Source organism: Streptomyces sp. SAI-135, from assembly GCF_029893805.1.
GTDB lineage: Bacteria > Actinomycetota > Actinomycetes > Streptomycetales > Streptomycetaceae > Streptomyces.
Window position 1 is genome coordinate 2,761,063 of record NZ_JARXYP010000002.1, and the last position, 26,080, is coordinate 2,787,142.

General features: G+C 71.7%; 22 protein-coding genes. 16 read left to right on the forward strand and 6 right to left on the reverse strand.

Translation table 11 applies throughout. From position 1 onward, the window contains the following. Window positions 1–41 precede the first annotated feature (41 nt). The 3 genes from M2163_RS17000 (at window position 42) to sucB (ending at window position 5,230) form a co-directional block, all read left to right on the forward strand. Window positions 42–1,568 (forward strand): leucyl aminopeptidase, encoded by a 1,527-nt coding sequence (locus M2163_RS17000; RefSeq protein ID WP_280851936.1) that lies wholly within the window; start codon window positions 42–44, stop codon window positions 1,566–1,568. A 408-nt stretch (window positions 1,569–1,976) separates the two neighbouring features. Then, window positions 1,977–3,365, forward strand: a complete 1,389-nt coding sequence (lpdA, locus tag M2163_RS17005) for a dihydrolipoyl dehydrogenase (protein WP_037719613.1) — start codon at window positions 1,977–1,979, stop codon at window positions 3,363–3,365. Between the two features lie 59 nt (window positions 3,366–3,424). Continuing rightward, a complete protein-coding gene (gene sucB / locus M2163_RS17010) occupies window positions 3,425–5,230 on the forward strand; it encodes a 2-oxoglutarate dehydrogenase, E2 component, dihydrolipoamide succinyltransferase (RefSeq protein ID WP_280894355.1) in 1,806 nt (601 codons plus the stop codon). Between the two features lie 58 nt (window positions 5,231–5,288). Here the strand turns inward: sucB and M2163_RS17015 are convergent, their stop codons facing one another. After that, the gene (locus M2163_RS17015) at window positions 5,289–5,951 is read right to left on the reverse strand and encodes a hypothetical protein (RefSeq protein ID WP_280894356.1); all 663 of its coding nucleotides are present in this window, start codon (window positions 5,949–5,951) and stop codon (window positions 5,289–5,291) included. 214 nt (window positions 5,952–6,165) lie between these two features. On the opposite strand from M2163_RS17015, the gene M2163_RS17020 reads away from it, so the two are divergent. The 4 genes from M2163_RS17020 to M2163_RS17035 all read left to right on the forward strand — a co-directional run bounded on the left by M2163_RS17020 (window position 6,166) and on the right by M2163_RS17035 (window position 11,385). Further along, window positions 6,166–6,789 carry a GntR family transcriptional regulator gene (locus M2163_RS17020; protein ID WP_280851933.1) on the forward strand — a complete coding sequence of 208 codons (624 nt, stop codon included), beginning with the start codon at window positions 6,166–6,168 and terminating at the stop codon, window positions 6,787–6,789. Between the two features lie 258 nt (window positions 6,790–7,047). Next, window positions 7,048–9,750, forward strand: coding sequence for a pyruvate dehydrogenase (acetyl-transferring), homodimeric type (gene aceE / locus M2163_RS17025; protein WP_280894357.1), 2,703 nt, complete (start codon window positions 7,048–7,050; stop codon window positions 9,748–9,750). An 85-nt stretch (window positions 9,751–9,835) separates the two neighbouring features. Then, complete coding sequence (locus tag M2163_RS17030) at window positions 9,836–10,810, forward strand: YafY family protein (RefSeq protein ID WP_280894358.1); 975 nt, start codon at window positions 9,836–9,838, stop codon at window positions 10,808–10,810. A 56-nt stretch (window positions 10,811–10,866) separates the two neighbouring features. After that, entirely contained in the window at window positions 10,867–11,385 is a 519-nt protein-coding gene (locus tag M2163_RS17035) for a DUF4240 domain-containing protein (protein WP_280897271.1), read from the forward strand. Window positions 11,386–11,455: 70 nt separating this feature from the next. Here the strand turns inward: M2163_RS17035 and M2163_RS17040 are convergent, their stop codons facing one another. Beyond that, entirely contained in the window at window positions 11,456–11,692 is a 237-nt protein-coding gene (locus M2163_RS17040) for a hypothetical protein (RefSeq protein WP_280851930.1), read from the reverse strand. 159 nt (window positions 11,693–11,851) lie between these two features. Between M2163_RS17040 and M2163_RS17045 the strand changes: the two genes are divergently transcribed. Then, window positions 11,852–12,979: a peptidoglycan bridge formation glycyltransferase FemA/FemB family protein gene (locus tag M2163_RS17045; protein ID WP_280851929.1), complete on the forward strand. Its 1,128-nt coding sequence runs from the start codon at window positions 11,852–11,854 to the stop codon at window positions 12,977–12,979. A 26-nt stretch (window positions 12,980–13,005) separates the two neighbouring features. On the opposite strand, the gene M2163_RS17050 is transcribed toward M2163_RS17045, so the two are convergent. Further along, window positions 13,006–13,770 (reverse strand): peptidoglycan recognition protein, encoded by a 765-nt coding sequence (locus tag M2163_RS17050; protein ID WP_280851928.1) that lies wholly within the window; start codon window positions 13,768–13,770, stop codon window positions 13,006–13,008. Window positions 13,771–14,422: 652 nt separating this feature from the next. Here M2163_RS17050 and M2163_RS17055 point away from each other — a divergent pair. After that, window positions 14,423–15,607, forward strand: a complete 1,185-nt coding sequence (locus tag M2163_RS17055) for a MarP family serine protease (protein WP_280854220.1) — start codon at window positions 14,423–14,425, stop codon at window positions 15,605–15,607. A 154-nt stretch (window positions 15,608–15,761) separates the two neighbouring features. On the opposite strand, the gene M2163_RS17060 is transcribed toward M2163_RS17055, so the two are convergent. Beyond that, a complete protein-coding gene (locus M2163_RS17060) occupies window positions 15,762–16,250 on the reverse strand; it encodes a GNAT family N-acetyltransferase (RefSeq protein ID WP_280851927.1) in 489 nt (162 codons plus the stop codon). Between the two features lie 71 nt (window positions 16,251–16,321). Here M2163_RS17060 and M2163_RS17065 point away from each other — a divergent pair, with 71 nt between their 5' ends. Together M2163_RS17065 and M2163_RS17070 are read left to right on the forward strand one after the other, a co-directional pair. Beyond that, window positions 16,322–17,215, forward strand: coding sequence for a TIGR01777 family oxidoreductase (locus M2163_RS17065; protein WP_280851926.1), 894 nt, complete (start codon window positions 16,322–16,324; stop codon window positions 17,213–17,215). A 191-nt stretch (window positions 17,216–17,406) separates the two neighbouring features. Then, complete coding sequence (locus M2163_RS17070) at window positions 17,407–18,831, forward strand: NAD(P)/FAD-dependent oxidoreductase (protein ID WP_280894359.1); 1,425 nt, start codon at window positions 17,407–17,409, stop codon at window positions 18,829–18,831. A gap of 126 nt (window positions 18,832–18,957) precedes the next feature. On the opposite strand, the gene M2163_RS17075 is transcribed toward M2163_RS17070, so the two are convergent. Then, window positions 18,958–20,394: a regulator gene (locus tag M2163_RS17075; protein ID WP_280894360.1), complete on the reverse strand. Its 1,437-nt coding sequence runs from the start codon at window positions 20,392–20,394 to the stop codon at window positions 18,958–18,960. Between the two features lie 245 nt (window positions 20,395–20,639). Here M2163_RS17075 and lipB point away from each other — a divergent pair, with 245 nt between their 5' ends. From lipB to M2163_RS17095, 4 genes are all read left to right on the forward strand, one after another. Then, complete coding sequence (gene lipB, locus M2163_RS17080; RefSeq protein WP_280894361.1) at window positions 20,640–21,440, forward strand: lipoyl(octanoyl) transferase LipB; 801 nt, start codon at window positions 20,640–20,642, stop codon at window positions 21,438–21,440. 73 nt (window positions 21,441–21,513) lie between these two features. Beyond that, window positions 21,514–22,479, forward strand: a complete 966-nt coding sequence (lipA, locus tag M2163_RS17085; protein ID WP_280851922.1) for a lipoyl synthase — start codon at window positions 21,514–21,516, stop codon at window positions 22,477–22,479. A gap of 267 nt (window positions 22,480–22,746) precedes the next feature. After that, window positions 22,747–22,947, forward strand: a complete 201-nt coding sequence (locus M2163_RS17090) for a hypothetical protein (RefSeq protein WP_280851921.1) — start codon at window positions 22,747–22,749, stop codon at window positions 22,945–22,947. 66 nt (window positions 22,948–23,013) lie between these two features. Next, complete coding sequence (locus tag M2163_RS17095; RefSeq protein WP_280851920.1) at window positions 23,014–23,715, forward strand: DUF4191 domain-containing protein; 702 nt, start codon at window positions 23,014–23,016, stop codon at window positions 23,713–23,715. A 170-nt stretch (window positions 23,716–23,885) separates the two neighbouring features. On the opposite strand, the gene M2163_RS17100 is transcribed toward M2163_RS17095, so the two are convergent. Beyond that, entirely contained in the window at window positions 23,886–24,356 is a 471-nt protein-coding gene (locus M2163_RS17100; protein WP_280851919.1) for an RDD family protein, read from the reverse strand. A 200-nt stretch (window positions 24,357–24,556) separates the two neighbouring features. On the opposite strand from M2163_RS17100, the gene glnA reads away from it, so the two are divergent. Then, window positions 24,557–25,966, forward strand: a complete 1,410-nt coding sequence (gene glnA, locus M2163_RS17105; protein ID WP_280851918.1) for a type I glutamate--ammonia ligase — start codon at window positions 24,557–24,559, stop codon at window positions 25,964–25,966. Window positions 25,967–26,080 lie beyond the last annotated feature (114 nt).

The window sequence follows — 26,080 nt, forward strand, 5'->3', positions numbered from 1 at the left end:
CGACGCAAGCAACTTCACATCGGAAGCGAGAATTCACCACCGTGACTGCTCTCACTCTCAGCACCTCCGCGGCGCCCGGCCTGCGGGCCGACGCAATCGTGATCGGTGTCGCCAAGGGCGCGAAGGGCCCGATCGTGGCACCGGGCGCCGAGGCCGTGGACAAGGCCTACGACGGCGGGCTCGCCGGTGTCCTGGACACCCTCGGTGCCTCCGGCGCCGAGGGCGAGGTGACGAAGCTGCCCGCGGCCTCCGGCCTCAAGGCCCCTCTCGTGGTGGCGGTCGGCCTGGGCGCGGAGCCCGAGAAGGACTCCTCCTTCGCCGCGGAGGCACTGCGCAAGGCAGCCGGTGTCGCCGCCCGCGCGCTGACCGGCGCGAAGAAGGCCGCCTTCGCGCTGCCGGTCGGCGACGCCGCCGACCTCGGCGCGGTCGCCGAGGGCGTGCTGCTCGGGGCGTACTCCTTCGACGCGTACAAGGAGAACGGCAAGAACCCCAAGGCCAGGAACGGCAAGGCGCCGCTGGCCGAGGCCGCGCTGCTCGGCGGCAAGCCCCGGGACGCCGCGTACAAGGCCGCGCTGGCCCGGGCCGTCGCGGTCTCCGAGGAGCTCAACCGCGCGCGTGACCTGATCAACACCCCGCCCAACGACCTCAACCCCGAGGCCTTCGCCGCGATCGTGCAGGCGGCGGGCAAGGAGCACGGCCTCAAGGTGCAGGTGCTCGACGTGAAGGCCCTGGAGAAGGGCGGCTACGGCGGCATCCTCGGCGTGGGCGCCGGGTCGGCGTCGGGGCCGCGGCTGGTGAAGCTGTCGTACACCTCGTCCAAGGCGAAGAAGCACCTCGCGCTGGTCGGCAAGGGCATCACCTACGACTCGGGCGGTATCTCGCTGAAGCCGGCGGGCCACAACGAGACCATGAAGTGCGACATGAGCGGGGCGGCGGCGGTGTTCGCGGCCGTGGTCTCGGCGGCGCGGCTCGGCCTCGAGGTCAACGTGACCGGCTGGCTGGCGCTCGCCGAGAACATGCCGTCGGGGTCCGCCACGCGCCCCGGTGACGTGCTGCGGATGTACAGCGGCAAGACGGTGGAGGTGCTCAACACCGACGCCGAGGGCCGGCTGGTGCTGGCGGACGCCCTGTGGGCGGCGTCGGCGGAGAAGCCGGACGCGATCGTGGACGTGGCGACGCTGACCGGGGCGATGATGCTCGCGCTCGGCAGCCGGACCTTCGGGATCATGGCCAACGACGACTCCTTCCGTACGGCGGTGCACGAGGCCGCCGAGGAGGTCGGGGAGCCGGCGTGGCCGATGCCGCTGCCGGAGCACCTGCGCAAGGGGATGGACTCCCCCACGGCCGACATCGCGAACATGGGTGAGCGGATGGGCGGCGGGCTGGTCGCCGGGCTCTTCCTGCGGGAGTTCGTGGGCGAGGGCATCCCGTGGGCGCACCTCGACATCGCGGGGCCGGCGTTCAACGACGGGGGGCCGTTCGGGTACACGCCGAAGGGCGGGACGGGGTCGGCCGTGCGCACGCTGGTGCGGCTGGCCGAGCTGACGGCGTCGGGTGACCTGGGCTGATGTCCGCCCACTAGCACGGTTCCAGCGGTCGTACGGCGTGTGCAGGGGCGTGGGGGCTGGTCGCGCAGTTCCCCGCGCCCCCAGGGTGTCTGACCTCGGCCTCAGTCCCCCTGCGAGCCCGTCGCTGGTCGCGCCCGCGCGGCGGAGCCGCAGATCGATACAGCCCCGCGCCCCTGAGTGGGTCACCGTGCCCCCTGCTCAGAAGTCTCACCACGTCCTCCTTTCTCATGTGAGCGTGTGGTGTCTCACACCCCGGCCCGGCGTCTCGTTCGGTGCTGACAAGTGCGAAGATGGGGCTCGGCAGGACAGGGCCCCCACCACAGGGCCGAAGAAAGAGCGGCCGGACACCAGCCGCGCCGCGCGGTCACTGGAGACCGGCGTACGGCGCACATGCATGGAGGACGTGACGTGGCGAACGACGCCAGCACCGTTTTCGACCTAGTGATCCTCGGCGGTGGTAGTGGCGGTTACGCCGCGGCCCTGCGCGGGGCGCAGCTGGGGCTTGACGTCGCCCTGATCGAGAAGGACAAGGTCGGCGGTACCTGCCTGCACCGGGGGTGCATCCCCACCAAGGCCCTGCTGCACGCGGGCGAGATCGCCGACCAGGCCCGCGAGAGCGAGCAGTTCGGCGTGAAGACCACCTTCGAGGGCATCGACATCGCCGGGGTGCACAAGTACAAGGACGGCGTGATCGCCGGTCTGTACAAGGGCCTCCAGGGGCTCGTCGCCTCCCGGAAGGTGCACTACATCGAGGGTGAGGGCCGGCTGTCGTCGCCGACCTCCGTCGATGTCAACGGCCAGCGCATCCAGGGCCGCCACATCCTGCTCGCGACCGGCTCCGTGCCGAAGTCGCTGCCGGGCCTGGAGATCGACGGCAACCGGATCATCTCCTCGGACCACGCCCTCGTGCTGGACCGGGTCCCCAAGTCCGCGATCGTCCTCGGTGGCGGTGTCATCGGCGTCGAGTTCGCCTCCGCCTGGAAGTCCTTCGGGACGGACATCACCATCATCGAGGGCCTCAAGCACCTCGCCCCGCTCGAGGACGAGAACTCCTCCAAGCTTCTCGAGCGCGCGTTCCGCAAGCGCGGGATCAAGTTCAACCTGGGCACCTTCTTCCAGAAGGCCGAGTACACCCAGGACGGCGTCAAGGTCACCCTCGCCGACGGCAAGGAGTTCGAGGCCGAGCTGCTGCTGGTGGCCGTCGGCCGCGGGCCCGTCTCCGCCGGTCTCGGCTACGAGGAGCAGGGCGTCGCGATGGACCGCGGCTACGTCCTGGTCGACGAGTACATGCGCACCAACGTCCCGACCATCTCCGCCGTCGGTGACCTGGTGCCCACGCTCCAGCTCGCGCACGTCGGCTTCGCCGAGGGCATCCTGGTGGCGGAGCGTCTGGCCGGTCTCAAGACCGTCCCGATCGACTACGACGGCGTGCCGCGGGTGACGTACTGCCACCCCGAGGTCGCCTCCGTGGGCATCACCGAGGCCAAGGCCAAGGAGATCTACGGCGCGGACAAGGTCGTCGCTCTGAAGTACAACCTGGCGGGCAACGGCAAGAGCAAGATCCTGAACACCGCGGGCGAGATCAAGCTCGTCCAGGTGAAGGACGGTGCCGTGGTCGGCGTCCACATGGTCGGCGACCGCATGGGCGAGCAGGTCGGCGAGGCCCAGCTGATCTACAACTGGGAAGCGCTGCCGGCCGAGGTCGCCCAGCTCATCCACGCCCACCCGACGCAGAGCGAGGCGCTCGGCGAGGCCCACCTGGCCCTGGCCGGCAAGCCGCTCCACTCGCACGACTGACCCTCGGTCGACGAAGCGACGACACAGACTTCCGCAATTCGTAAGGAGCAACCGAAACCATGGCGGTTTCCGTAACCCTTCCGGCGCTCGGCGAGAGCGTCACCGAGGGCACCGTCACCCGCTGGCTGAAGGCCGAGGGTGAGCGTGTAGAGGCCGACGAGCCGCTGCTCGAGGTCTCGACCGACAAGGTCGACACCGAGATCCCCTCCCCCGCCGCCGGCGTCCTCGCGTCCATCAAGGTCGCCGAGGACGAGACGGTCGAGGTCGGCGCCGAGCTGGCCGTGATCGACGACGGCACCGGCGCCCCGGCCGCCGCTCCGGCTCCGGCCGCCGAGCCGGTCGCCGAGCCCGCCCCGGAGCCGGCCGCGGCCGCTCCGTCCACCGAGCAGGCCGCCCCGGCGCCCGCTCCCACCGCCGAGGCCGCTTCCGGCGGCGGCTCCGCCGAGGGCACGGACGTCGTCCTGCCCGCGCTGGGCGAGTCCGTCACCGAGGGCACCGTCACCCGGTGGCTCAAGGAGGTCGGCGAGGAGGTCGCGGAGGACGAGCCCCTGCTCGAGGTCTCCACCGACAAGGTCGACACCGAGATCCCCTCCCCGGCCGCCGGTGTGCTGCTGGAGATCGTGGTCGGCGAGGACGAGACCGCCGAGGTCGGCGCCAAGCTCGCCGTCATCGGCGCCCCGGGCGCGGCTCCGGCCGCCGCTCAGGCTCCCGCCGCCCCGGCCCCGGCCGCCGAGGCCCCCGCCCCGGCTCCGGCGCCCGCCCCCGCGGCTCCCGCGCCCGCTCCGGCCCCGGCCCCGGACCCGCAGGCTCCTTCGGCTCCGGCCCCGCAGCAGCAGACGGCTCCGGCGCCCGACCCGGCGCCCGCCGCTCCGGCCCCGGCGCCCGCCCCGGTCACCCCGGCCCCGGCTCCGGCCGCGACCTCCGGTGACGACGGCGCCTACGTGACCCCGCTGGTGCGCAAGCTCGCCGCGGAGAACGGCGTGGACCTGGCCGGCGTCAAGGGCACCGGTGTCGGTGGCCGTATCCGCAAGCAGGACGTCATCGCCGCCGCCGAGGCCGCGAAGGCCGCCGCGGCCGCTCCGGCTCCGGCCGCCGCTGCCGCCCCGGCCGCCGCCAAGAAGGCGCCGTCTCTGGAGGCCTCTCCCCTCCGTGGCCAGACCGTCAAGATGCCGCGCATCCGCAAGGTCATCGGCGACAACATGGTCAAGGCGCTGCACGAGCAGGCGCAGCTGTCCTCGGTCGTCGAGGTCGACGTCACCCGTCTGATGAAGCTGCGCGCCCGCGCCAAGGACGCGTTCGCGGCCCGTGAGGGCGTCAAGCTCTCCCCGATGCCGTTCTTCGTCAAGGCGGCCGCCCAGGCGCTGAAGGCGCACGCGCCGATCAACGCCAAGATCAACGAGGGCGAAGGCACGATCACCTACTTCGACACCGAGAACATCGGTATCGCGGTGGACTCCGAGAAGGGCCTGATGACCCCGGTCATCAAGCACGCGGGCGACCTCAACATCGCCGGCATCGCCAAGGCCACGGCGGAGCTCGCGGGCAAGGTCCGCGCGAACAAGATCACGCCCGACGAGCTGTCCGGCGCGACCTTCACCATCTCCAACACCGGTTCGCGCGGCGCGCTCTTCGACACGATCATCGTGCCGCCGGGCCAGGTCGCGATCCTCGGCATCGGTGCCACGGTCAAGCGTCCGGCCGTCATCGAGACCGAGGAGGGCACGGTCATCGGCATCCGCGACATGACCTACCTGACCCTCTCCTACGACCACCGTCTGGTGGACGGCGCCGACGCGGCCCGTTACCTGACCGCGGTCAAGGCGATCCTGGAGGCGGGCGAGTTCGAGGTCGAGCTCGGCCTGTAAGGCGCTTGGTTCGTGCGGTGCCCCCGTCCGGTCTCCGGGCGGGGGCACCGGCCTTTCCTCACCTGGGCGTGAGCTGCCGGTCCGACCAGCCCCACAGCTCCTCCACCCACACGTTGGGGACGGAGAGCCTGGGCGCGGGCGTGAGGTGCCGGGTCCGGTACGCCTTGAGGACGTCGTACGTCGCGTCCAGGCAGTCCCGCGAGGTGAGCTTGCCGGTCCTCGGGTCCACGCCGACGAGGAACCCGCGCACCTCGACCGTACGGATCATGTCCCGGGCGCGGTTCACGTCGTACGTCGGGGACTTGGTGCAGCGGTAACGGCTGTACGGGTGCTCGGACGTCCCCGGGTAGTGGGCGTCCGTCGCCATCTCGCTGAGCATGCGGTCGTACGAGCCCTCCGCGTGCCAGGCCCCGATGTCGCCGCCCGGCGGGGTGTACAGCCTGCCGCTCGGGTTCTCCACGGCGCCGTAGACCCAGCGGCCCGTGCCCGGGACCTTGAAGCCCCAGCCGACGTGCCCGAACTTCTGGGCCCCGTCCGGTTTGACGAACACGCAGGCGGCGCCCCTGCCCGGGGCCGTGCCCGCCATGGCGGTGATCGCTCGCGAGCTGCTCGGTGCCGTCTCCGCCGTCGCCCGGGCGGACGGCTGTCCGCAGCCCGCCACGCCGACGATCGCGCCGATCACGGCCGTGACGGCCAGTCCCCGTCGTCCCCCGATGTGCATGCCGTCCCCCTGTGGTGCGATGGAGTGCCCCGCGCGGGAACCCCCTGACCAACGCGACACACCTGGAGGCCGGGGAGTTCCGCGTCTTGACAGAAGTCGTGCGGCTGGGAGCGTGTAAGCCTCGTCTCACCTGCATGAAAGCGCCCCCGTGCGCCCCTCCCTGACGGCCCCGCGGCCTTATTGTCTTTACGTCAAACGCCCTTAAGGAGCTCTCATGACCGCGCCCGTCGTCCACTCGCTGCGCGAACAGATCCGCGAGCACATCGTGGAGGGGATCGTCAGCGGGCGCTGGCAGCCGGGCGAGCGGATCGTGGAGCGCCGGATCGCGACCGAGCTGGAGGTCAGCCAGACACCGGTGCGGGAGGCGCTGCGGGAACTGGAGTCGCTGCGGCTGATCGAGTCCGCGCCGAACAAGGGCGTACGGGTGCGGAATCTGACGGCGGCCGACCTGGAGGAGAGCTATCCCGTCCGGGCCGGTCTGGAGGCGATCGCGGCGGAGCTGGCGGCGGAGCGGCTGGCCCAGGACTGCTCGGCCTTGGAGCCGCATGTCGCCGCGCTGTACGAGGCGGACCGGGCCTCCGACGGCACCAGCCAGGTGCGGCACACGGTCGGCTTCCACCGCGAGCTGGTGCGGGCGGCCGGCAACTCGGTGCTGCTGCACACCTGGGAGGGTCTGGGCATCGAGGTCTTCACGGCGCTGTCGATCCGCTGGCTGGGCACGGTCCAGCAGTCGTACGCGGAGGAGCACGAGGAGCTGGTGGCGGCGTTCAAGCGCCGGGACCCGCGGATCCCGGAGATCGTGAAGGCCCACGTGCTGGGGTGCGCGCCGCGGGCCTGACGCAGTCGAGCACACCAGCGCTCACCTGCGAAAACCTTCGAAAACAAGGCACCCGGTGTCTTTCCGGGAGACACCCCGTGCCTACTTTCTCGTCATCCAGAAGTTTTGCCCCTCAACCCTTTGATCGATCATCGATCAGCGAGTTAGAGTCGCCGACGGGCCCTTACCGGGGCCCTCCGCCCTGTCCTGCCAAAGACAAAGGGCACCCCCGAACCCTTACCGATGAGGGAACCCCCTTCGACTGAGGAAGGCGGCGACATGACCGACCCCAACGCCATCCAGCCGAGTGAGCTCGACCAGCTCCCCGACCGGGACCCCGAGGAGACCGCCGAATGGCAGGCCTCCCTGGACGCGGTCGCCAAGGCGGCCGGCCCGCACCGTGCCGCGTACCTGATGCGCCGCACGCTGGAGAGGGCGGAGGGCAACGGCATCGCGCTGCCGAAGCTCCTCGAAACGGACTACGTCAACACCATCCCCACCGCCGCCGAGCCGTCCGTGCCCGGTGACGAGGAGATGGAGCGGAAGATCACCGCGTGGAACCGCTGGAACGCGGCCGCGATGGTCACCCGCGGCTCCAAGTACGGCGTCGGCGGCCACATCGCCACCTTCGCCTCCGCGGCCTGGCTCTACGAGACCGGCTTCAACCACTTCTTCAAGGGCAAGGAGGCCGACGGGTCCGGCGACCAGCTCTACATCCAGGGCCACGCCTCCCCCGGCATCTACGCCCGCGCCTTCCTCGACGGCCGGCTGGACGAGTCCCACCTGGACAACTTCCGCCGTGAGTCGGGCGGCAACGGCCTCCCGTCGTACCCGCACCCCCGCCGCCTGCCCTGGCTGTGGGAGTTCCCGACGGTCTCCATGGGTCTCGGCCCGCTCTCCGCGATCTACCAGGCGCGCTTCAACCGCTACCTGACGGCCCGCGGCATCAAGGACGTCTCCGAGTCCCACGTCTGGGCCTTCCTCGGCGACGGCGAGATGGACGAGCCGGAGTCGACCGCGGCACTCGCGCTCGCCTCCCGCGAGGGTCTGGACAACCTGACCTTCGTCATCAACTGCAACCTCCAGCGCCTCGACGGCCCGGTCCGCGCGAACTTCAAGATCGTGCAGGAGCTGGAGGCCCAGTTCCGCGGCGCCGGCTGGAACGTGGTCAAGTCGCTGTGGGGCAACGCCTGGGACGAGCTCTTCCAGCTCGACACCACGGGCGCACTGGTACGACGGCTCCGCGAGGTACCGGACGCGCAGGTGCAGACGTACCAGACGCGCGACGCCGCCTACATCCGCCAGGACTTCTTCGGCAAGGACCCGGCGCTCGTCGAGATGGCGAAACTGCTGTCCGACGACAAGATCCTGGAGTGCTTCCACCTCTCCCGCGGTGGCCACGAGGCCCGCAAGGTGTACGCCGCCTACAAGGCCGCCGTCGAGTTCAAGGGCGCGCCGACCGTGATCCTGGCCCAGACGGTCAAGGGCCACACGCTCGGCGAGGGCTTCGCGTCGAAGAACGCCAACCACCAGATGAAGAAGCTGTCGGTGGACGAGTTCAAGACCATGCGTGATCTTCTTGAACTGCCCATCAAGGACAGCGACTTCGTCGACGGTGTCGTCCCCTACGGCCACCCCGGCGCCGACTCCCCCGAGGTCCGCTACCTCCAGGAGCGCCGCGCGGCCCTCGGCGGCCCGGCCCCGGCCCGCCGCGTCCACCCGGTGGCCCCGCTGCCGGCCCCCGCGGAGAAGGCGTTCGCCTCCTTCGACAAGGGCTCCGGCTCCCAGAACGTCGCGACCACCATGGCCTTCGTCCGCCTGATCAAGGACCTGGTGCGCGACAAGGAGACGGGTAAGCGCTGGGTGCCGATCGTCCCCGACGAGGCGCGCACCTTCGGCATGGAGAGCCTCTTCCCGTCGCTGGGCATCTACTCGCCCAAGGGCCAGACGTACGAGCCGGTCGACCGCGACCAGCTCATGTACTACAAGGAGGCCCAGAACGGCCAGATCCTCAACGAGGGGATCACCGAGGCCGGTTCGATGGCCGACTTCATCGCCGCTTCGACGTCGTACGCGACGCACGGCGAGGCGATGATCCCGTTCTACATCTTCTACTCGATGTTCGGCTGGCAGCGCACCGCCGACCAGATGTGGCAGCTCGGCGACCAGCTCGGCCGCGGCTTCCTCGTCGGCGCCACGGCGGGCCGTACCACGCTGACGGGCGAGGGCCTCCAGCACGCCGACGGTCACTCCCCGGTCATCGCGGCGACGAACCCGGCCGCGCTGACGTACGACCCGGCGTTCGCCTACGAGGTCGCCACGATCGTGCGCGACGGCATCCGCCGCATGTACGGCGAGGCGGCGCCCGGCGAGGACCAGAACGTCTTCTACTACCTGACGGTCTACAACGAGCCGCTGCCGCAGCCCGCCAAGCCGTCCGGACTCGGTGTCGACGAGGGCATCGTCAAGGGCCTGTACCGCTTCAACACGGCGGAGTCCGCGGGCCTGTCCCCGGTCGCGAACGCCCCCCGCATCCAGCTCCTGGGCTCCGGCACGGCGATCCACTGGGTGCTGAAGGCGCAGCAGATGCTGGCCGAGGAGTGGGGCGTGGCCGCCGACGTGTGGTCCGCGACGTCCTGGACGGAGCTGCGCCGTGACGCGCTGGAGGCCGACGCCGGCCTGCTGCGCGGCGAGGAGCGGGTCCCCTACGTCCGCCAGGCGCTGCACGGTGCCGAGGGCCCGGTGCTCGCCGTCTCCGACTACATGCGCCAGGTTCCCGACCAGATCGCGCAGTGGGTCGAGCAGGACTGGTCCTCGCTGGGCGCGGACGGCTTCGGCCTCTCCGACACCCGCGAGGGCGCCCGCCGCCACTTCGGCGTCGACGCCGAGTCGGTCGTGGTCGCGGCCCTGGCCCAGCTGGCCCGCCGCGGCGAGGTCAAGGCGACGGCCGTGAAGGAAGCGCGGGAGAAGTACGGACTGTGAGGGTCTGAGCTTCGACGCTCGCGGTGAAGGGGTACGGCGGCTGCCGTGCCCCTTCGCTGTCAGTGGGCCCCGGCATCATGGCCGTATGCGTGCTGCCCGGCTCATCAAGATGGTGCTCCTGCTCCAGTCCCGGCCCTCCATGACCGCCGCCGAGCTGGCGCGGGAGCTGGAGGTGTCGGAGCGGACGGTGACCCGGGACGCGCAGGCGCTGTCGGAGGCGGGGGTCCCGGTGTACGCGGACCGGGGGCGGGCCGGCGGGTACCGGCTGATCGGCGGGTACCGGACCCGGTTGACCGGGCTGGCCCGTGGTGAGGCCGAGGCGCTGTTCCTGTCCGGGGTGCCGGGGGCGCTGCGTGAGATGGGGCTGGAGGACGCCGCCTCCGCCGCCCGGCTGAAGGTCTCGGCGGCCCTGCTGCCCTCCCTGCGGGACGCCTCCCGTACCGCGGCCCAGCGCTTCCACCTGGACGCGCCGAACTGGTTCACCGAACCGAAGGCGCCCGACCTGCTGCCCGCCGTTGCCGACGCGGTGTGGGACGACAGACGGGTCGCCGTGCGCTACCGCGGCCGGGAGGGAGAGGTGGAGCGGGAGCTGGAGCCGTACGGGCTCGTGCTCAAGGCGGGCGTCTGGTACCTGTGCGCCCGTGTGCCCGACAAGGGTTCCTTCCGGGTGTACCGGATCGACCGCTTCACGGTGGTGACGGCGGGCGAGGCGCGCTTCGAGCGAGACGAGGAGTTCGACCTGCCCGGGTTCTGGGCGGAGCAGGCCGAGCGGTTCGCGCGTTCCATCCTGCACGCCGAGGTGGTCGTACGGCTGTCCGGGGACGGGGTGCGGCGCCTTCCGTACGTCGTCGATCCGGTGTCCGCGCGGGAGGCGCTGGCGGCGGCCGGAGCGGTGCACGAGGACGGCTGGCTGACCGTGACGCTCCCCGTGGAGTCCGAGCAGGTCGCCCATGCGCAGCTGGCGGGGCTCGGTCCCGAGGTGGAGGTGCTGGCTCCGGAGAGTCTGCGGGCGCGTTTCACCGAGGACGCGAGACGGCTGGGCCGCCTGTACGGGACATAACAATCCGCCGCACTCCACGTGCGCCCCACCCGTCCAGGCCCGATGCTGGACCCGTGATGGACGAGACGGAGTTCTGGGAGCTGGTGGACGCCACCCGTGAGGCCGCCGACGGCGACCCCGAGGAACAGGCCGACCTGCTCGTGGACCGGCTGCTGGCGCTGGACCCGGAGATGGTCCTCGACTTCGCCCGTCACTTCGAGGCCCGCTTCAACCGGGCGTACACGTGGGACCTGTGGGGCGCCGCCTGGATCCTGCTGGACGGGGCGAGCGACGACGCCTTCGACTTCTTCCGGTGCTGGCTGATCGGCCAGGGCCGCGAGGTGTACGAGGGCGCGGTGCACGATCCCGACTCGCTCGCCGACCTGCTGGCCGACTTCGACGAGGAGATCGACGGCGACGGCGAGGAACTGGGCTACGCGGCCGACGAGGCCTACGAGCAGCTCACCGGTACCGTCGCTCCCGACCTGGGCATCCCGCCCGCGCCCTCCGAGCCGCTCGGCGCGCCGGTCGACCTGGAGAGCGACCGGGTGCTGGCGGAGCGGTATCCCAAACTGTGGGAGCGGTTCAGGGGCTGAGCCCCCGTCAGTCCGCTCCCCGTCTCGGACAGCTCCCTGTCTCGGACAGCTCCCGGGCCGCTTCCCCTTCTCAGGCCGCCGCCGTGGTCCGGCGCCGGGTGGTGTCCGTCGGGATGTACGCCTGCGTCTGGTCGGCCCTCACCGTGTGGTGCATCGGGGCCGCGTTGGCCTGGTCGAGCGCGGACGCGGTGACGGCGGCCGGGCCGAGCACGACGGCCGCGACGGTGCAGACGACCGCCCAGGGGCCGCGGGCGGTCCGGGCCCAGCCGCCGGTCTTCTCCGTGGTGTCCGTGTGGCTGCTGTTCATTTCTTCCCCACCTCCGGTCAGTGCGTGTGCATGACGATAGGGCGGCTGTTTCGGTGGGGTCCTTGAGCCGCCTGCGAGAAACCTGTGAGGTCTCCGGCTCTTGACCCCCGCAGTAACCCCCGGCGTACCGTGGCCGCCCCGGACAGGAGCACCCCGCCCATGACCAGCCCGTATGTGCGCGAGATCACGCGCGAGGACCATCTCGCCCACCTGCGGCTGCACCCCGACGCGAGCCATCTGCAGATCCCCGAGTGGGCCGAGGTGAAGCCCGACTGGCTCGCGGAGAGCGTCGGCTGGTTCGAGGGCGAGGCGAGGATCGCGGCTGCTCTGGTCCTGTACCGGCCGCTGCCGGGCACCCGGCGCTGTCTCGCCTACCTCCCGGACGGGCCCACGATCGACTGGCTGTCCCCGCGCCCGGAGCGCCTGCTGGACCCCCTGGTCGCACACCTGGAGAAGCGCGGGGCGTTCTCGGTGCGGATCGGGCCGCCCGTCGTCGTCCGGCACTGGGACGCCGGGACGGTGACGGCGGGCATCGCCGACCCCGGCGTAGGCCATGTGCGCGAGCTGCCCGCGGCCGGCGTGGACGGGTTCGCGCTGGACGCCGCCGAAAGGCTGCGCGGGCTCGGGTGGCGGCGGTGCGCGGCGGACGAGGACAGCGGCTTCGGCCCCGGGCAGCCGCGGTACGGCTGTCACATCCCGCTGGCGGGCCGCTCGGTGGACGAACTGCGCGGGGCTCTCGCCCCGCACTTCGAGCAGTCCCTGCGCACGGCCGAGGCGGCCGGCGTGCGGGTCTCCTGGGGGACGGCCGCCGATCTGCCCGACTTCTACCGCCTCTACGCGGCGACCGCCGCCCGCGACGGCTTCCGGGCCCGCCCGCCGGTCTACTTCCGGCGCATGTGGGAGGCGCTGAACGCCGAGGACTCCGACCGGTTGCGGCTGTATCTCGCCGAGTACGACGGCGAGGTCCTCTCCGCCGCGCTGATGATCAACGTCGGTTCCCGTGTCTGGCACTCCTACGCCGCCTCCGGTCGCCGGGGGCGGGAGGTGCGGCCCAGCAGCGCGCTGCTGTGGCGGATGCTGTGCGACGCGCGGGCGGCCGGGGCCGCGACGTACGACCTGCGTTCCGTGACGCCCTCCCTCACCGAGGACCGGTTGCTGGGCCGGCTGCACTTCAAGACGGGGGCGGGGGGCCGGGTCGTGGAGTACCTCGGCGAGTGGGAACGGCCGGTGGGGCTCCAGGGGCGGGTGTTGCAGCGGGCGTTGGGGGTGTATCTCGGGCGCAGGTGACGCGACGCGGCCGGGGGCCCGTCCGGTCATGTACGGCCCTGGAGGTGGGCCGCCTTCTGCCTGATCTGCGGCAGCAGGGCCTTCAGGGCGGCGCCGGGGCAGGTCGTCATGTAGGCGTCGCCGTGGGCCGCGAGGGCGGGCAGCGTGGCGGTGGTGCCGGCGGGGTAGCGGCTGAGGCTGTTGCTGGAGGTGAGACGGGCGGTGCCGCGCGGGTCGACGCCGGCGAGACCGAGTTTCCAGGCGGCCAGGGCGGCGATGGCGTCGGTCATGGCCCGGGGTACGGGGACGCCCGCGGTGAAGGTGCCGAGGGCGGCGATGCCGGCCGTGCGGTGGTTGAAGCCGAAGGTGTGGGCGCCGGTGACGGGGCGGCCGACGCCGCCCGCACGGCCCTCGTAGATGGTGCCGCAGCGGTCGACGAGGAAGTTGTAGCCGATGTCGTCCCAGTCCCGGGCGCCGGTCTGGCCTGCGGCGAGGTAGCGGATGATGCGGGGCGCTTCGGCGCAGTCGTAGTCGTTGGGCGAGTCGGTGTGGTGCACGAAGACCGCGATCACCTTGTCGTCGTAGCGCGGGGGCGGCGGGTTGCGTACGGCGGCGCTCGCCTCGCCGACGCCGGCCCACGCCGATCTCGGCACGATGTGCGGTTTCGCGGCCCTTGCGGACACGCTGCCCTGCCGCACCATGGCTGCGGCCCCGGCCACCCTGCCGTCGACCGCCCGCTCGATCCCTCTGACACACAGCACCAGGGCGACCACGACCGCCAACGCGGGCAGGCACGCCAGCAGAAGGAACACAGCTCGCGGCAGACGTCGTGGCGTCCGGGCGGGGGGTCCGGGGTCTGCGGCCTCGGCTTCGCCTCCGGCAGGGGTGTTCCCACCCGCACCACCCGTGCGGGTCTCGTGGTCGGGTGCGGGTGGCCCTTGTGGGGGCTTGCCGCCGTCGGCGGCGACCGCAGAGGTGGCCGGAGCCGAGGGGGTGGGGGCTGTGGGGTGGGGGGGGGCCGCGGAACCGGAAGACGTCCCCACCCCGGCCGTGGCATCAAGCGACCCTGAGCTGAGACGTTCGGCGCCTCCGGCCCACGTACCGGACCCGCCGGCGGGCTCCGCCTCGGCAGCTGCCGCAGGCCGGGCAGACCCACTCGGGGCCCCCGCAGGCCCGCCGCGAGCCTCCGCCTCGGGAGCAGGGCGTAGGTGGTTGAGCAGGGTGCGGGCTGTCAGGCTCGCTGGGCGTATTCGGGTCGGCCGCCGCCTTCGCATCCCCCGGGCTCTTCGGACACGCATGGTCCCACTGTCGGACGGAACCGCCGCGCCCGCGATGTGTGCTGTGCCACCCGGTGGAACCATCGTCCTGGTCCGCGACGTTTTTCCAGGTGCACCGCGCGTGTGCCGGCTGATCACCGGACGCCTCGCCTGCGTACTGAAGGTTCCGAGAGAGAAGGGCGGCTCCGTGGACGTGCTCGACATCCTGCTGTTACTGGTGATCGCCGCCTACGCGGCCTCCGGCTACCGGCGCGGCCTGGTGGCCGGCTGTGTCTCGTTCGCCGGGTTCGTCGGCGGCGCGGTCGTGGGCGTGTGGGTGCTGCCGTGGATGATGGACCTGGTGACGCCGGGGAGCACGGCCGCGACGGTGACCGCGGTGCTCACGGTGCTGGTCCCGGCCGCCGTGGGGCACGAGCTGGCGGGGCGTCTGGCGCTCAGGCTGCGCAGGGAGCTGGACCAGGGCCCGCTGCGGGTCGCCGACGGCGTCGGCGGGGCCGCCGCCAACTCCGTGGCCGTGCTGATCGTCGCGTGGGTCGCCGCCAGCGTGCTCGGTGCCTCCTCGTCCCCGCTGGTCACCGGCGCCATCCGGGACTCCGCGCTGCTCGGCGCCGTCCAGGACACCATGCCGGAGACCACGCCGTCCTGGTTCTCCCGGGCCACCTCCGCGCTCACCGAGGCGGGCTTCCCGCAGGTCTTCAACCCGTTCGAGAACGAGTCGACGGCCGAGGTCGCGAGGCCCACCGGCGACAGCGTCACGGCCGCCGCCACCAACGCCGCCAAGCTCAGCACCGTCAAGATCGAGGGCGCCTCCGGCACCCAGGGCCGCGAGGGCAGCGGCTTCGTGTACGCGCCGCAGCACGTGATGACCAACGCCCACGTGGTGGCCGGCATCGACGAGCCCAGCGTCCGGGTCGGCGGGGTCGGGCAGCCGTACGAGGCACGGGTGGTGCTGTTCGATCCGGACCGGGACGTGGCCGTGCTGTACGTCCCGGACCTGCGCGCGCCGGTGCTCCGCTTCGACGACGGCGCCTCACGGGGCGACTCCGCGGTGGTCGCGGGCTATCCGCAGGACGGCGACCTGAACCTCCAGGCGGCCACCGTGGCGAACCGGGTGAAGGCGACCGGGCAGAACATCTACAGCGACGCCACCGTCACCCGAGAGATCTACTCGATCCGCTCCACGGTCCGTCCCGGGAACTCCGGCGGCCCCCTGCTGACCACCTCCGGCAAGGTCTACGGCGTGGTCTTCGCCCGCTCCACCTCCGACGACGAGACGGGGTACGTCCTGACCGCGGACGAGGTCGCGGGCGACGCCGAGAAGGCGGCGGACGCCACGTCTCCGGTGGACACGGGCGAGCTGGTCACGTCGTAGCGGGGCCGCCTCCCCGATGATGGGGCCACGGTCCCGCATGGCACCCCGGAGGCTTTCGTGCCCGTGTTCTTCCTGATCTCGCTGCTCGTGGCGGCCGTGGCGCTCTTCCTCGTCGTGCGCAGACGCCGTACGACCGCCGCGGCCGACCAGGTCCTCAGAGACGGCGGCCCATGATCACGTCGTCGACGTACTCCCCCGCCAGCAGCCACTCCTCGGGCAGGATCCCCTCGACCGCGAAGCCCTCGGACTCGTAGAGCCGGCGGGCGGGCGTGTTGTGGCCGAGGACGCGCAGGGTGAGGCGGCGGGCGCCCCGGCGGCGGGCCTCCTCGGTGATCGCGCGGATCAGGGCCCGCCCGACACCGCGGCCGCGGGCCTCGCTGCTGACGACGAACCCCTGGATCTGGCGCACATGGGCGTTCGCCTCCAGCCCGTTCGGGAAACCGAGACGGATGAACCCGAGGATGCGGCGGTCGGCCTCGGCGACCAGGCAGTCGTCGGGGAGGTGACGCTCGTCGAAGAACGGCCGGTAGGGCGGCCGCTGCTCGGGCAGGACCTCGTGCAGGGACGACCACTCGGCGCGGTCGAGACGGGCGAGTTCCTCTTCGTCGTCGGGCAGGGCGAGGCGTATGGACAGCGGGGACATGAGCGCCAGCCTACGGCGGGGGTACCGGAACCAGACATCGCTCTTACGCACCCACCAGGCAGGATGAGGTCATGCAACTTTCAAGAATCGCGGTGGCCGGGGCGTCCGGACTGATCGGCTCGGCCCTGGTGCGGTCCCTGACCGCGGACGGGCACGAGGTGGTGCGTCTGGTGCGCCGACAGCCCCGGGACGACGGTGAGGTCCGCTGGGACCCCGAGGCCGGGCGGGTCGACACGGCCGGGCTCGCCGGGTGCGACGCCGTGGTCAACCTCGCCGGGGCGGGGGTGGGTTCGCGGCGCTGGACGGAGGCGTACAAGAAGCGGATCCACGACAGCCGGGTGAACGGCACGGCCGCCCTCGCCCGGGCCCTCGCCTCCCTGGACGAGCCGCCGAAGGTCTTCGTGAACGGCAGTGCCATGGGCTACTACGGCGAGACCGGCGACCGTGTCGTCGACGAGGACTCGCCCGCCGGTCAGGGCTTCCTGCCGGAGCTGTGCGTGGAGTGGGAGGCGGCCGCCGCTCCGGCCCACCAGGCCGGTGTCCGGACCGCGTTCACCCGCACCGGCCTGGTGGTGGCCCGCGGGGGCGGGGCCTGGGGCAAGCTGTTCCCGCTGTTCCAGGCGGGGCTCGGCGGGCGGATGGGCGACGGGGGCCAGTACTGGTCGTTCATCGCGCTGCACGACGAGGTGGCCGCGATCCGCCATCTGCTGGAGACCGACGGGCTGTCCGGGCCCTTCAATTTGACCGCCCCCGAGCCCCTGACGAACCGTGAGATCACCGAGGCCATGGGCCGTGTGCTGCACCGGCCGACGCTCTTCACCGTCCCCGAGCCGGTCCTGCGGGCCGTTCTCGGCGAGATGGCCGGGGACGTGCTCGGCAGCGTGCGGGTGCGGCCGGCGCGGTTGCTGGAGTCGGGGTTCACGTTCGCGTTCCCGGACATCGAGGGGGCGATCCGAGCGGCGTGAGGGTTTCGCCGACCGCCCGTGGCCGTCCGTGGCCGTCCGTGACGAGATGCGACCTGTGTGCGACCGTGCTCTGTCGATGCGCGACTGTTCCTGACCGATCACGGCCCTACTCTCGACCCGAACTCGGGTATCCCCGGAGCCTGTTGGGGGCATGACGTCTCCACCGGCCGCGCAACCTCGAGGAGGGGCACGTGCTTGAGCCCGCGTACCAGGCGGACGTCGTGATCGTGGGAGCCGGGGTTGCCGGGCTCTCCGCGGCGCATCGGCTGACCAGCCAAGGAGTGACCGTCGCGGTGTTGGAGGCCGCCCCCGGTGTGGGCGGCCGCATGTCGACCGAGAAGGTGGACGGCTTCCGGCTCGACCGGATCGGACAGCTGCTGTCCACGGCGTATCCCGAACTGCGCCTGACCCCCGGCCTCGACGGGCTCGTACTGCGCCCGTTCGCGCCGGGGGTCCTGTTGCACGGGGACGGGCGCCACCACCGGGTGGACGCTCCGGCGGGCGCCCGTAGCGCAAGGGGCGCACTGCGCGCGGTGCGCGCCCTGGCGAGCGCCCCCCGGGGCGTGCCCGGGCCGGGGCTGGTGGGGGCGTCCCGAAGGGCCGCGTTCCGGGTGCTGCCCGGTGCCGGCCAGGGGAGCGTGCCGCGCAGCACCCGTGGCGCCGCCCCGCTGGGCGGTGCCGTCGACCAGGCCCGGCTCGGCGCCGCGCTCACCCGGCTCGCCCATGTGCCCGTCGAACGCCTCCTCGCCCGCCCGGAACTGCCCGCCGGAAAGGCGCTCGCGGCCCGGGGACTGCCCGCGCGCACCATCGACGGTTTCCTGCGCCCGCTGCTCGCCGCGCTGTTGTGCGACCCCGCGCTCACGACGTCCAGCCGGTGCGCCGACCTCGCGCTGCGGTCCTTCGCGGCTGGACGGCTGTGTGTGCCGGAGGGGGGCGCGGAGACCCTGCCCGAGCTGCTCGCGCAGACGCTGCCGACGGGGACCGTCCACACGGGGGTGCGGGTCACGTCCGTCGCGACCACCTCGGTGACCACGGCCGAGCACGGCGAGATCCGGTGCCGGGCGGTGCTGCTGGCGACGGACGCGCGGGCCGCGGCGCGGCTGCTGCCGGGACTGCGGGTGCCGGACTTCCACCCGGTGACGGTCGTCCACCACACGACGGACGACCCGCCCCGCACGGGCTCCGCACTGCTGCTGGACGCCGACCGGGGCGGCCCGGTGGCCCACACGGCGGTGATGAGCGAGGTCGACCCCAGCCGGTCCCCCGCCGGCCGGGCCCTGATCTCCTCGACGGTCCTGGGCGAGCCCCCATCGGACCTGGACACCGCGGTCCGCACCCATCTGGCCCGCCTCTACGGCACGTCGACGCACCGCTGGGAGACGCTGGCCGTCCACCACACCCGGGAGGCGGTCCCGGCCATGCCCGCCCCTCACGACCTGCGCCGCCCGGTCCGCCTCCTGGCCGGCCTGTACGTCTGCGGCGACCACCGCGACACCAGCACGGTCCAGGGCGCCCTGCACTCGGCCCACCGGGCGACGACGGCCATCCTGAAGGACCTGGGCGCGTCGGGTTCCCTGCACCGAGCAGACCCGGCTCCAACAGCCCAGGCAGCCTGACGGCCACCCCCCGCGCCCTTCAGGGGCGCGGGGCTGTATCGATTTGCGGCTCCGCCGCGTGGGCGCGACAAGCCACAACGGGCCGGTACGCGGCATCCGACGGACCGGAGTCACGGCGAGGCGGCCTTACCCAAGCGCAGACACCTTGTCCCGATAACTCCGCACCGGCGCCGCATCCTTGTACGGCTCCAGCCGCCGCTCGAAGTCCCGCACGTACTCCACCGCCCGCACCGACCGCATCTCCGCGGCCTGCCCGGCCGCCTCCGCGGCGAGCGAGCACGCCTGGTCCAACTCCCCCAGCCCGAGCCTCGCGGAGGCCAGCACCACGCGGCAGAACAGCCGACTGCGCGCATACGCGGGCGCCCGCAACTGGAGCGAGCGCTCGGCGTGTTGAGCCGCCGCCCGGAACTGCTGCAGATCGCGGTGACAGTGCCCGAACTCGTCCGCGAGCTGCGCCTCGTCGAAGAACCGCGCCCAGTGCGGGACTTCGTCGCCGGGGCGGGCCGCCTCCAGGGCCCGCTCCGCGCGGACCAGCGACGCCGTGCAGGCCCGCACCTCCCCCAGCACCCCGTGCCCCCGCGCCTCGGCGGAGTGCAACAGCGCCTGCACCACCGGCGGAGCACTCGTGCCGACGCCCTGCTGGGCCACCCGCGCGAGCTGGATCGCCTCCCGGCCGTGCCCCAGATACACGGCCTGCCGGCTCATCGTGACCAGGACGTACGCCCCGTACGCCCGGTCCCCCGCCGCCTGGGCGAGCCGCAGCGCCTGCACGAAGTACCGCTGGGCGAGCCCGTGCGCCGCGATGTCGTACGACGTCCAGCCGGCGAGGCGGGTCAGGTCGGCGGCCGCGGCGAACAGCCGGCGTCCCGTCGTCTCGCCGTACGTGCCGCGCAGCATCGGCTCGCACTCGTGCTCCAGGTAGCGGACCAGGGCCTGCCGGGCGTGGCCGCCGCCGTACTGGTCGTCGAGGGTGCGGAAGAGGTCCCCGACCGAGGCGAGCGCGGCGATGTCGCCCCCGGTGACCTTCTGGCCGGGCCCGCGCTCGGCCTGGCCGCGCTGCCGGGGCACCACCGGGCGCCCCTGGGGAGGGACCCGGAGGGGCGGTTCGCCCCGGGCGACCCGGTCGTCGGGGCGGCCGATCAGCCAGTCGCGGCTGGGCACGACCAGTCCGGCCGGGGTGAAGGCGATCTTGCGGAGCTCGGCGTGGCTGCCGGAGTCCTTGCGCCACAGGCCGCTGACGATGTCGACGGCCTCCTCGGGGCCTGCGGCGAACTCCAGCCCCGCGTAGACGGGTGCGCAGGCGTCGAGGCCGAGGTCCTGCGCGGAGAGCCGGCGTCCGAGCCGGCGGGTGAAGACCTCGGCGATGAGGGCGGGCGTGGTGCCCCGGGGCTGCTGCCCGCGCAGCCACCGGGTCACGGAGGTCTTGTCGTATCTGAGATCCAGCCCGTGTTCGAGACCGAGCTGGTCCACGCGTCGGGCGAGACCCGCGTTGGAGAACCCCGCTTCTGCGATGAGCGCGGCGAGCTGTCGGTTGGGAGTGCGCTGCGCGGGTCGTTCCGTCATCTGCGGTGCGGTCTCCTGCCTTTCGGGCCGTCACGTGGTCACGTGGTGCCCGGATTGCCTGTGAGCTGCCCTTATGGCCTCTGCGAACGGCGTGAATGTAGCGGAGAGTAAGCAGGCGGTCGCACACTTCGACGTTCGTTCATCCGATCGTGTGAGGATTGCCCCCAGGGCTGACGTCCGCGGGCCGGACGTACAGTGGCGTAGGCACCCTTCGTGCCTTACGACCTTCTAGGGAGGCGCTTGCCGTGAGTGGGTTGCGGTTCGTCCGCATGGGGTTCGGTGCGGACGCGGTCGAGTACCAGGTGGCCTGGGACGAGCAGCGCCGGGTGCACGCGGCGCGGTTCGAGGACGAGATCCCCGACACGGTCCTGCTGCTCGAACACCCTCCCGTCTACACGGCGGGCCGGCGCACCGCGGACAACGAACGCCCCCTCGACGGCACCCCCGTCATCGACGTGGACCGCGGCGGCAAGATCACCTGGCACGGACCGGGCCAGCTGGTGGGCTACCCGATCCAGAAGCTTCCGCGCCCGGTGGACGTGGTGGCGCACGTACGGCGCCTGGAGGAGGCCCTGATCCGCACCTGCGCGGAGTTCGGCCTGGAGACCACCCGGGTCGAGGGCCGCAGCGGGGTGTGGGTGCTCGGCGACCCGGTCGAACAGCGCCCCTCCCTCGGCGGGCTCTCCCTCGACTTCGACCCCCGGCTCACGGACGAGGAGTTCGACCCGCGCCTGAACGGCCCGGAGTACGCTCCCTCCAACGCCGGCCAGCGCCGCGAGGACCGCAAGATCGCGGCCATCGGCATCCGCGTCGCCAAGGGCGTCACCATGCACGGCTTCGCGCTCAACGTGAACCCGGACAACAAGTGGTTCGACCGGATCATCCCGTGCGGCATCCGGGACGCGGGCGTCGCCTCCCTCGCGGCCGAGCTCGGCCGGGACGTGACCATCGACGAGGTCCTGCCGGTCGTCGAGCGCCACCTGAAGGACGTACTGGAGAACGCGGACCTCAAGCCGAGGGTGATCGAGAAGACACCTGCGGCCTGAGACAGGCGGTGGGCTTTCAAATCCACGGGCGTACCCTTGAGCACGCCGAAGAATCAACGCTAGGGAGCCGGTCGTGTCCGCAGTCGCACCCGACGGACGCAAGATGCTGCGCCTGGAGGTCCGCAACGCCCAGACCCCCATCGAGCGCAAGCCCGAGTGGATCAAGACCCGGGCGAAAATGGGTCCCGAGTACACCGCCATGCAGAAGCTCGTGAAGAGCGAGGGCCTGCACACGGTGTGCCAGGAAGCCGGCTGTCCCAACATCTACGAGTGCTGGGAGGACCGCGAGGCGACCTTCCTCATCGGCGGCGACCAGTGCACCCGGCGCTGCGACTTCTGCCAGATCGACACCGGCAAGCCCGAGGCGCTCGACCGCGACGAGCCGCGCCGCGTCGGCGAGTCCGTGGTCACCATGGACCTGAACTACGCCACCATCACCGGCGTCGCCCGCGACGACCTGGAGGACGGCGGCGCCTGGCTGTACGCCGAGACGGTCCGCCAGATCCACGAGCAGACGTCCTCCCGTGAGGCCGGCCGCACCAAGGTCGAGCTGCTGGCCCCCGACTTCAACGCCGTGCCGGAGCTGCTCCAGCAGGTCTTCGAGTCCCGCCCCGAGGTCTTCGCGCACAACGTCGAGACGGTCCCGCGGATCTTCAAGCGCATCCGTCCCGGCTTCCGCTACGAGCGCTCCCTGAAGGTCATCACCGACGCCCGCGACTTCGGCCTGGTGACCAAGTCCAACCTGATCCTCGGCATGGGCGAGACCCGCGAGGAGGTCAGCGAAGCGCTCCAGCAGCTGCACGACGCCGGCTGCGAGCTCGTCACCATCACCCAGTACCTGCGGCCGTCGGTGCGGCACCACCCCGTGGAGCGCTGGGTCAAGCCGCAGGAGTTCGTGGAGCTCAAGGAGGAGGCCGAGCAGATCGGCTTCTCCGGCGTGATGTCCGGACCCCTGGTCCGGTCGTCCTACCGGGCGGGCCGGCTCTACCAGATGGCCGTCGAGAAGCGTGGCGCGTACGTCGCCTCGCAGGCCGTGTGACCACCCTCGGATGGCACGGAGTGTCACGCTAAACGTGTGAATCCCAGCACAAGCAACTACCGCTCGGTAGTGGCCGATTGACGCGGTCCCGGACATCCCCGCAGATAGGGGGGTGATCGGGGCCGCGACTGCGTTTCGGGGCGAAGCACCGAGGCTTCATGGGCGTTTGACCGGTCGGTCACGCCCTGGTAACACCATTCAGTGACCCTGGCTGTACAGCCCGTGCACCATTCACCAGAGCCGCCGCTCCCGAGGGGGGACCTCATCATGCAGGCCGCGCCCGTTCGCGCCACCGCGATCCCGTCGTTCACCGATGCACTCCGTGCCGTCGAGTCCGTGCTCCTGAGCGGCGGTCAGCGCACCGCCCGCCGCAACGCCTGGACCTCCGTCCTGGAGGACCGCCGCCGCGCCAAGGACCGGGTCGAGGCGCAGCGCGTCCTGGACCAGACCTTCACCGTCAGCTCCTGAGGCCTCCCCTTCACGGGGCGGGCACTGCCGTCGTCGGCTCCTTCGGCGCCACGTAGACTTCTGGGCATGGCGAGAAGTGACAGTGCGGCGGATGCCGCGAACACCGGGCGACTGAAGCAGATCGCCCTGACGTACAAGATGACCCGCAAGGCCGACAAGAAGATCGGCCTGGTACTCGCGGGTGTCTTCCTCCTCATCCTCGGCGTCTTTCTCGCCATCGGTTTCCTGATCGGCCACCCGGTCTACCTCGGCATCCTGGGCTTCCTGCTCGCCTTCCTCGGGACGGCGATCGTGTTCGGGCGCCGGGCCGAGCGGGCCGCGTTCGGGCAGATGGAAGGACAGCCGGGTGCCGCCGCGGCCGTACTGGACAACATCGGCCGGGGCTGGACGACGACCCCCGCGGTGGCGATGAACCGCAGCCAGGACGTGGTGCACCGGGCCGTCGGCAAGGCCGGCATCGTCCTGGTCGCCGAGGGCAACCCGAACCGGGTCAAGGGCCTGCTGGCCGCCGAGAAGCGGAAGATGAACCGGATCGTCGCGGACGTGCCGGTGCACGACATCGTCGTCGGCACGGGCGAGGGCCAGGTCCCCCTGAAGAAGGTGCGGACCACGATGCTGAAGCTGCCCCGCGTGCTGACCGGCCCCCAGGTGACCGCCACCAACGACCGGCTGCGGGCGATGGGCGACCTGATGAGCAACATGCCGTTGCCGAAGGGCCCGATGCCGAAGGGCATGAAGCTGCCGAAGGGCGGCGGCAAGGCCCGCTGACTTCTCCTCCACGACGACGAGGGCGCCCGGATCACTCCGGGCGCCCTCGTCGTCGTGGGGGACATGCGGCCTCAGCAGTCGCTCCGGGCCGCTCTGCCCGCGAACCGGTCGCCGGGCCAGGAGACGACGTGGCCGTCACCCCAGGGACCCGACAAGGACGAGGGGCCTCGTCAGATGCGGACTTCCACGGTCTTCGCCAGCCGGTCGTGCAGGCCCCGGCCGTCGCGGTCCCAGATCAGGGCCGGGACGGCGAGGCAGAGCAGGACCGTGCGCAGCAGGGCGCGCAGGGGGCTGACGCGGCCCGTCTCGAGGGTGACCACGCGCAGGCCGAACAGACGCTTGCCCGGGGTAAAGCCGATGGTGCCGACGGTGAGGGCGCCCATCAGGAAGAACACCAGCAGGGCCCAGTTCGAGGTCGCGGGGTCGCCATAGCTCTGCGTGATGAGCTGGGATGCAATCAGGACGCTCATCGCCCAGTCCACGGCGAGTGCGCCCAGCCGCCGTCCGGGGCGCGCGATCGAGCCCGGTCCCTCCTCGGGCAGACCGAGCTGCTGTCCGCGGTATCCGAAGTCGACACCGGCATCCTCGGCGGCCGCGCGGGGGCCGGAGAGCCACGATCCGATTGCATCCCTCTTGTCCACGCGTCCACGGTACTGCCAGCGTTTCGGGATACGGACAGGTGGGGGCGGACCCACGATGTCCGGTTAACTTGTGCGAAACAAATGGGTCACGCCCGAGAAACCACCCGTCCCTAGGGTCGAGGACAGCGTGTGCCACCGCACTGGCCGCACGAACGAACTACCACCCCGGTCCAGGAACGGTCGGGAGTAGGAGGAGCTGGATGTTCCAGAACGCCGACGAGGCCAAGAAGTTCATCGCGGACGAGGACGTCAAGTTCGTCGACGTCCGTTTCTGCGACCTGCCGGGCGTCATGCAGCACTTCACGCTGCCCGTCGAGGCGTTCGACCCGGACGAGGAGCTCGCCTTCGACGGCTCGTCGATCCGCGGCTTCCAGGCCATCCACGAGTCCGACATGGCGCTGCGCGCGGACCTGTCGACCGCCCGGGTCGACCCCTTCCGCCGCGACAAGACGCTGAACATCAACTTCTTCATCCACGACCCGATCACCGGCGAGCAGTACAGCCGTGACCCGCGGAACGTGGCGAAGAAGGCCGAGGCCTACCTCGCGTCGACGGGCATCGCCGACACCGCCTACTTCGGCCCCGAGGCGGAGTTCTACGTCTTCGACTCGGTGCGCTTCGCCACCTCGTCGAACGAGTCCTTCTACCACATCGACTCCGAGGCGGGCGCCTGGAACACCGGTGCACTGGAGGACAACCGCGGTTACAAGGTCCGCTACAAGGGCGGCTACTTCCCGGTCCCGCCGGTCGACCACTTCGCCGACCTGCGTGCCGAGATCTCCCTGGAGCTGGCCAAGTCCGGCCTCCAGGTCGAGCGCCAGCACCACGAGGTGGGCACCGCCGGCCAGGCCGAGATCAACTACAAGTTCAACACGCTGCTCGCCGCGGCCGACGACCTCCAGCTCTTCAAGTACATCGTGAAGAACGTGGCCTGGCGCAACGGCAAGACCGCGACCTTCATGCCGAAGCCGATCTTCGGTGACAACGGCTCGGGCATGCACGTCCACCAGTCCCTGTGGGCCGGCGGCTCCCCGCTCTTCTACGACGAGGCCGGTTACGCGGGCCTGTCGGACACCGCCCGCTACTACATCGGCGGCATCCTCAAGCACGCCCCGTCGCTGCTGGCCTTCACCAACCCGACGGTGAACTCCTACCACCGTCTGGTGCCGGGCTTCGAGGCGCCGATCAACCTCGTCTACTCGCAGCGCAACCGCTCCGCGGCCATGCGTATCCCGATCACGGGCTCCAACCCGAAGGCCAAGCGCGTCGAGTTCCGTGCGCCCGACTCCTCCGGCAACCCGTACCTGGCCTTCTCCGCGCTCCTCCTGGCGGGCCTCGACGGCATCAAGAACAAGATCGAGCCGGCCGAGCCGATCGACAAGGACCTGTACGAGCTGGCTCCCGAGGAGCACGCGAACGTCGCCCAGGTCCCGACCTCGCTCCCGGCGGTCCTCGACTCCCTCGAGGCGGACCACGAGTTCCTCCTCCAGGGCGACGTCTTCACGCCGGACCTGATCGAGACGTGGATCGACTTCAAGCGGACGAACGAGATCGCCCCGCTGCAGCTGCGTCCGCACCCGCACGAGTTCGAGCTGTACTTCGACGTGTGACATCGCCCCAGGTCAGAGCGGTTTTCCGCTCGCCTGGGCCGAGAGCGGTCCGACGGCCGTGCCCTTCCTCACCGGAAGGACACGGCCGTCGGCCTGTTAGGCAGTGGCCCCGAC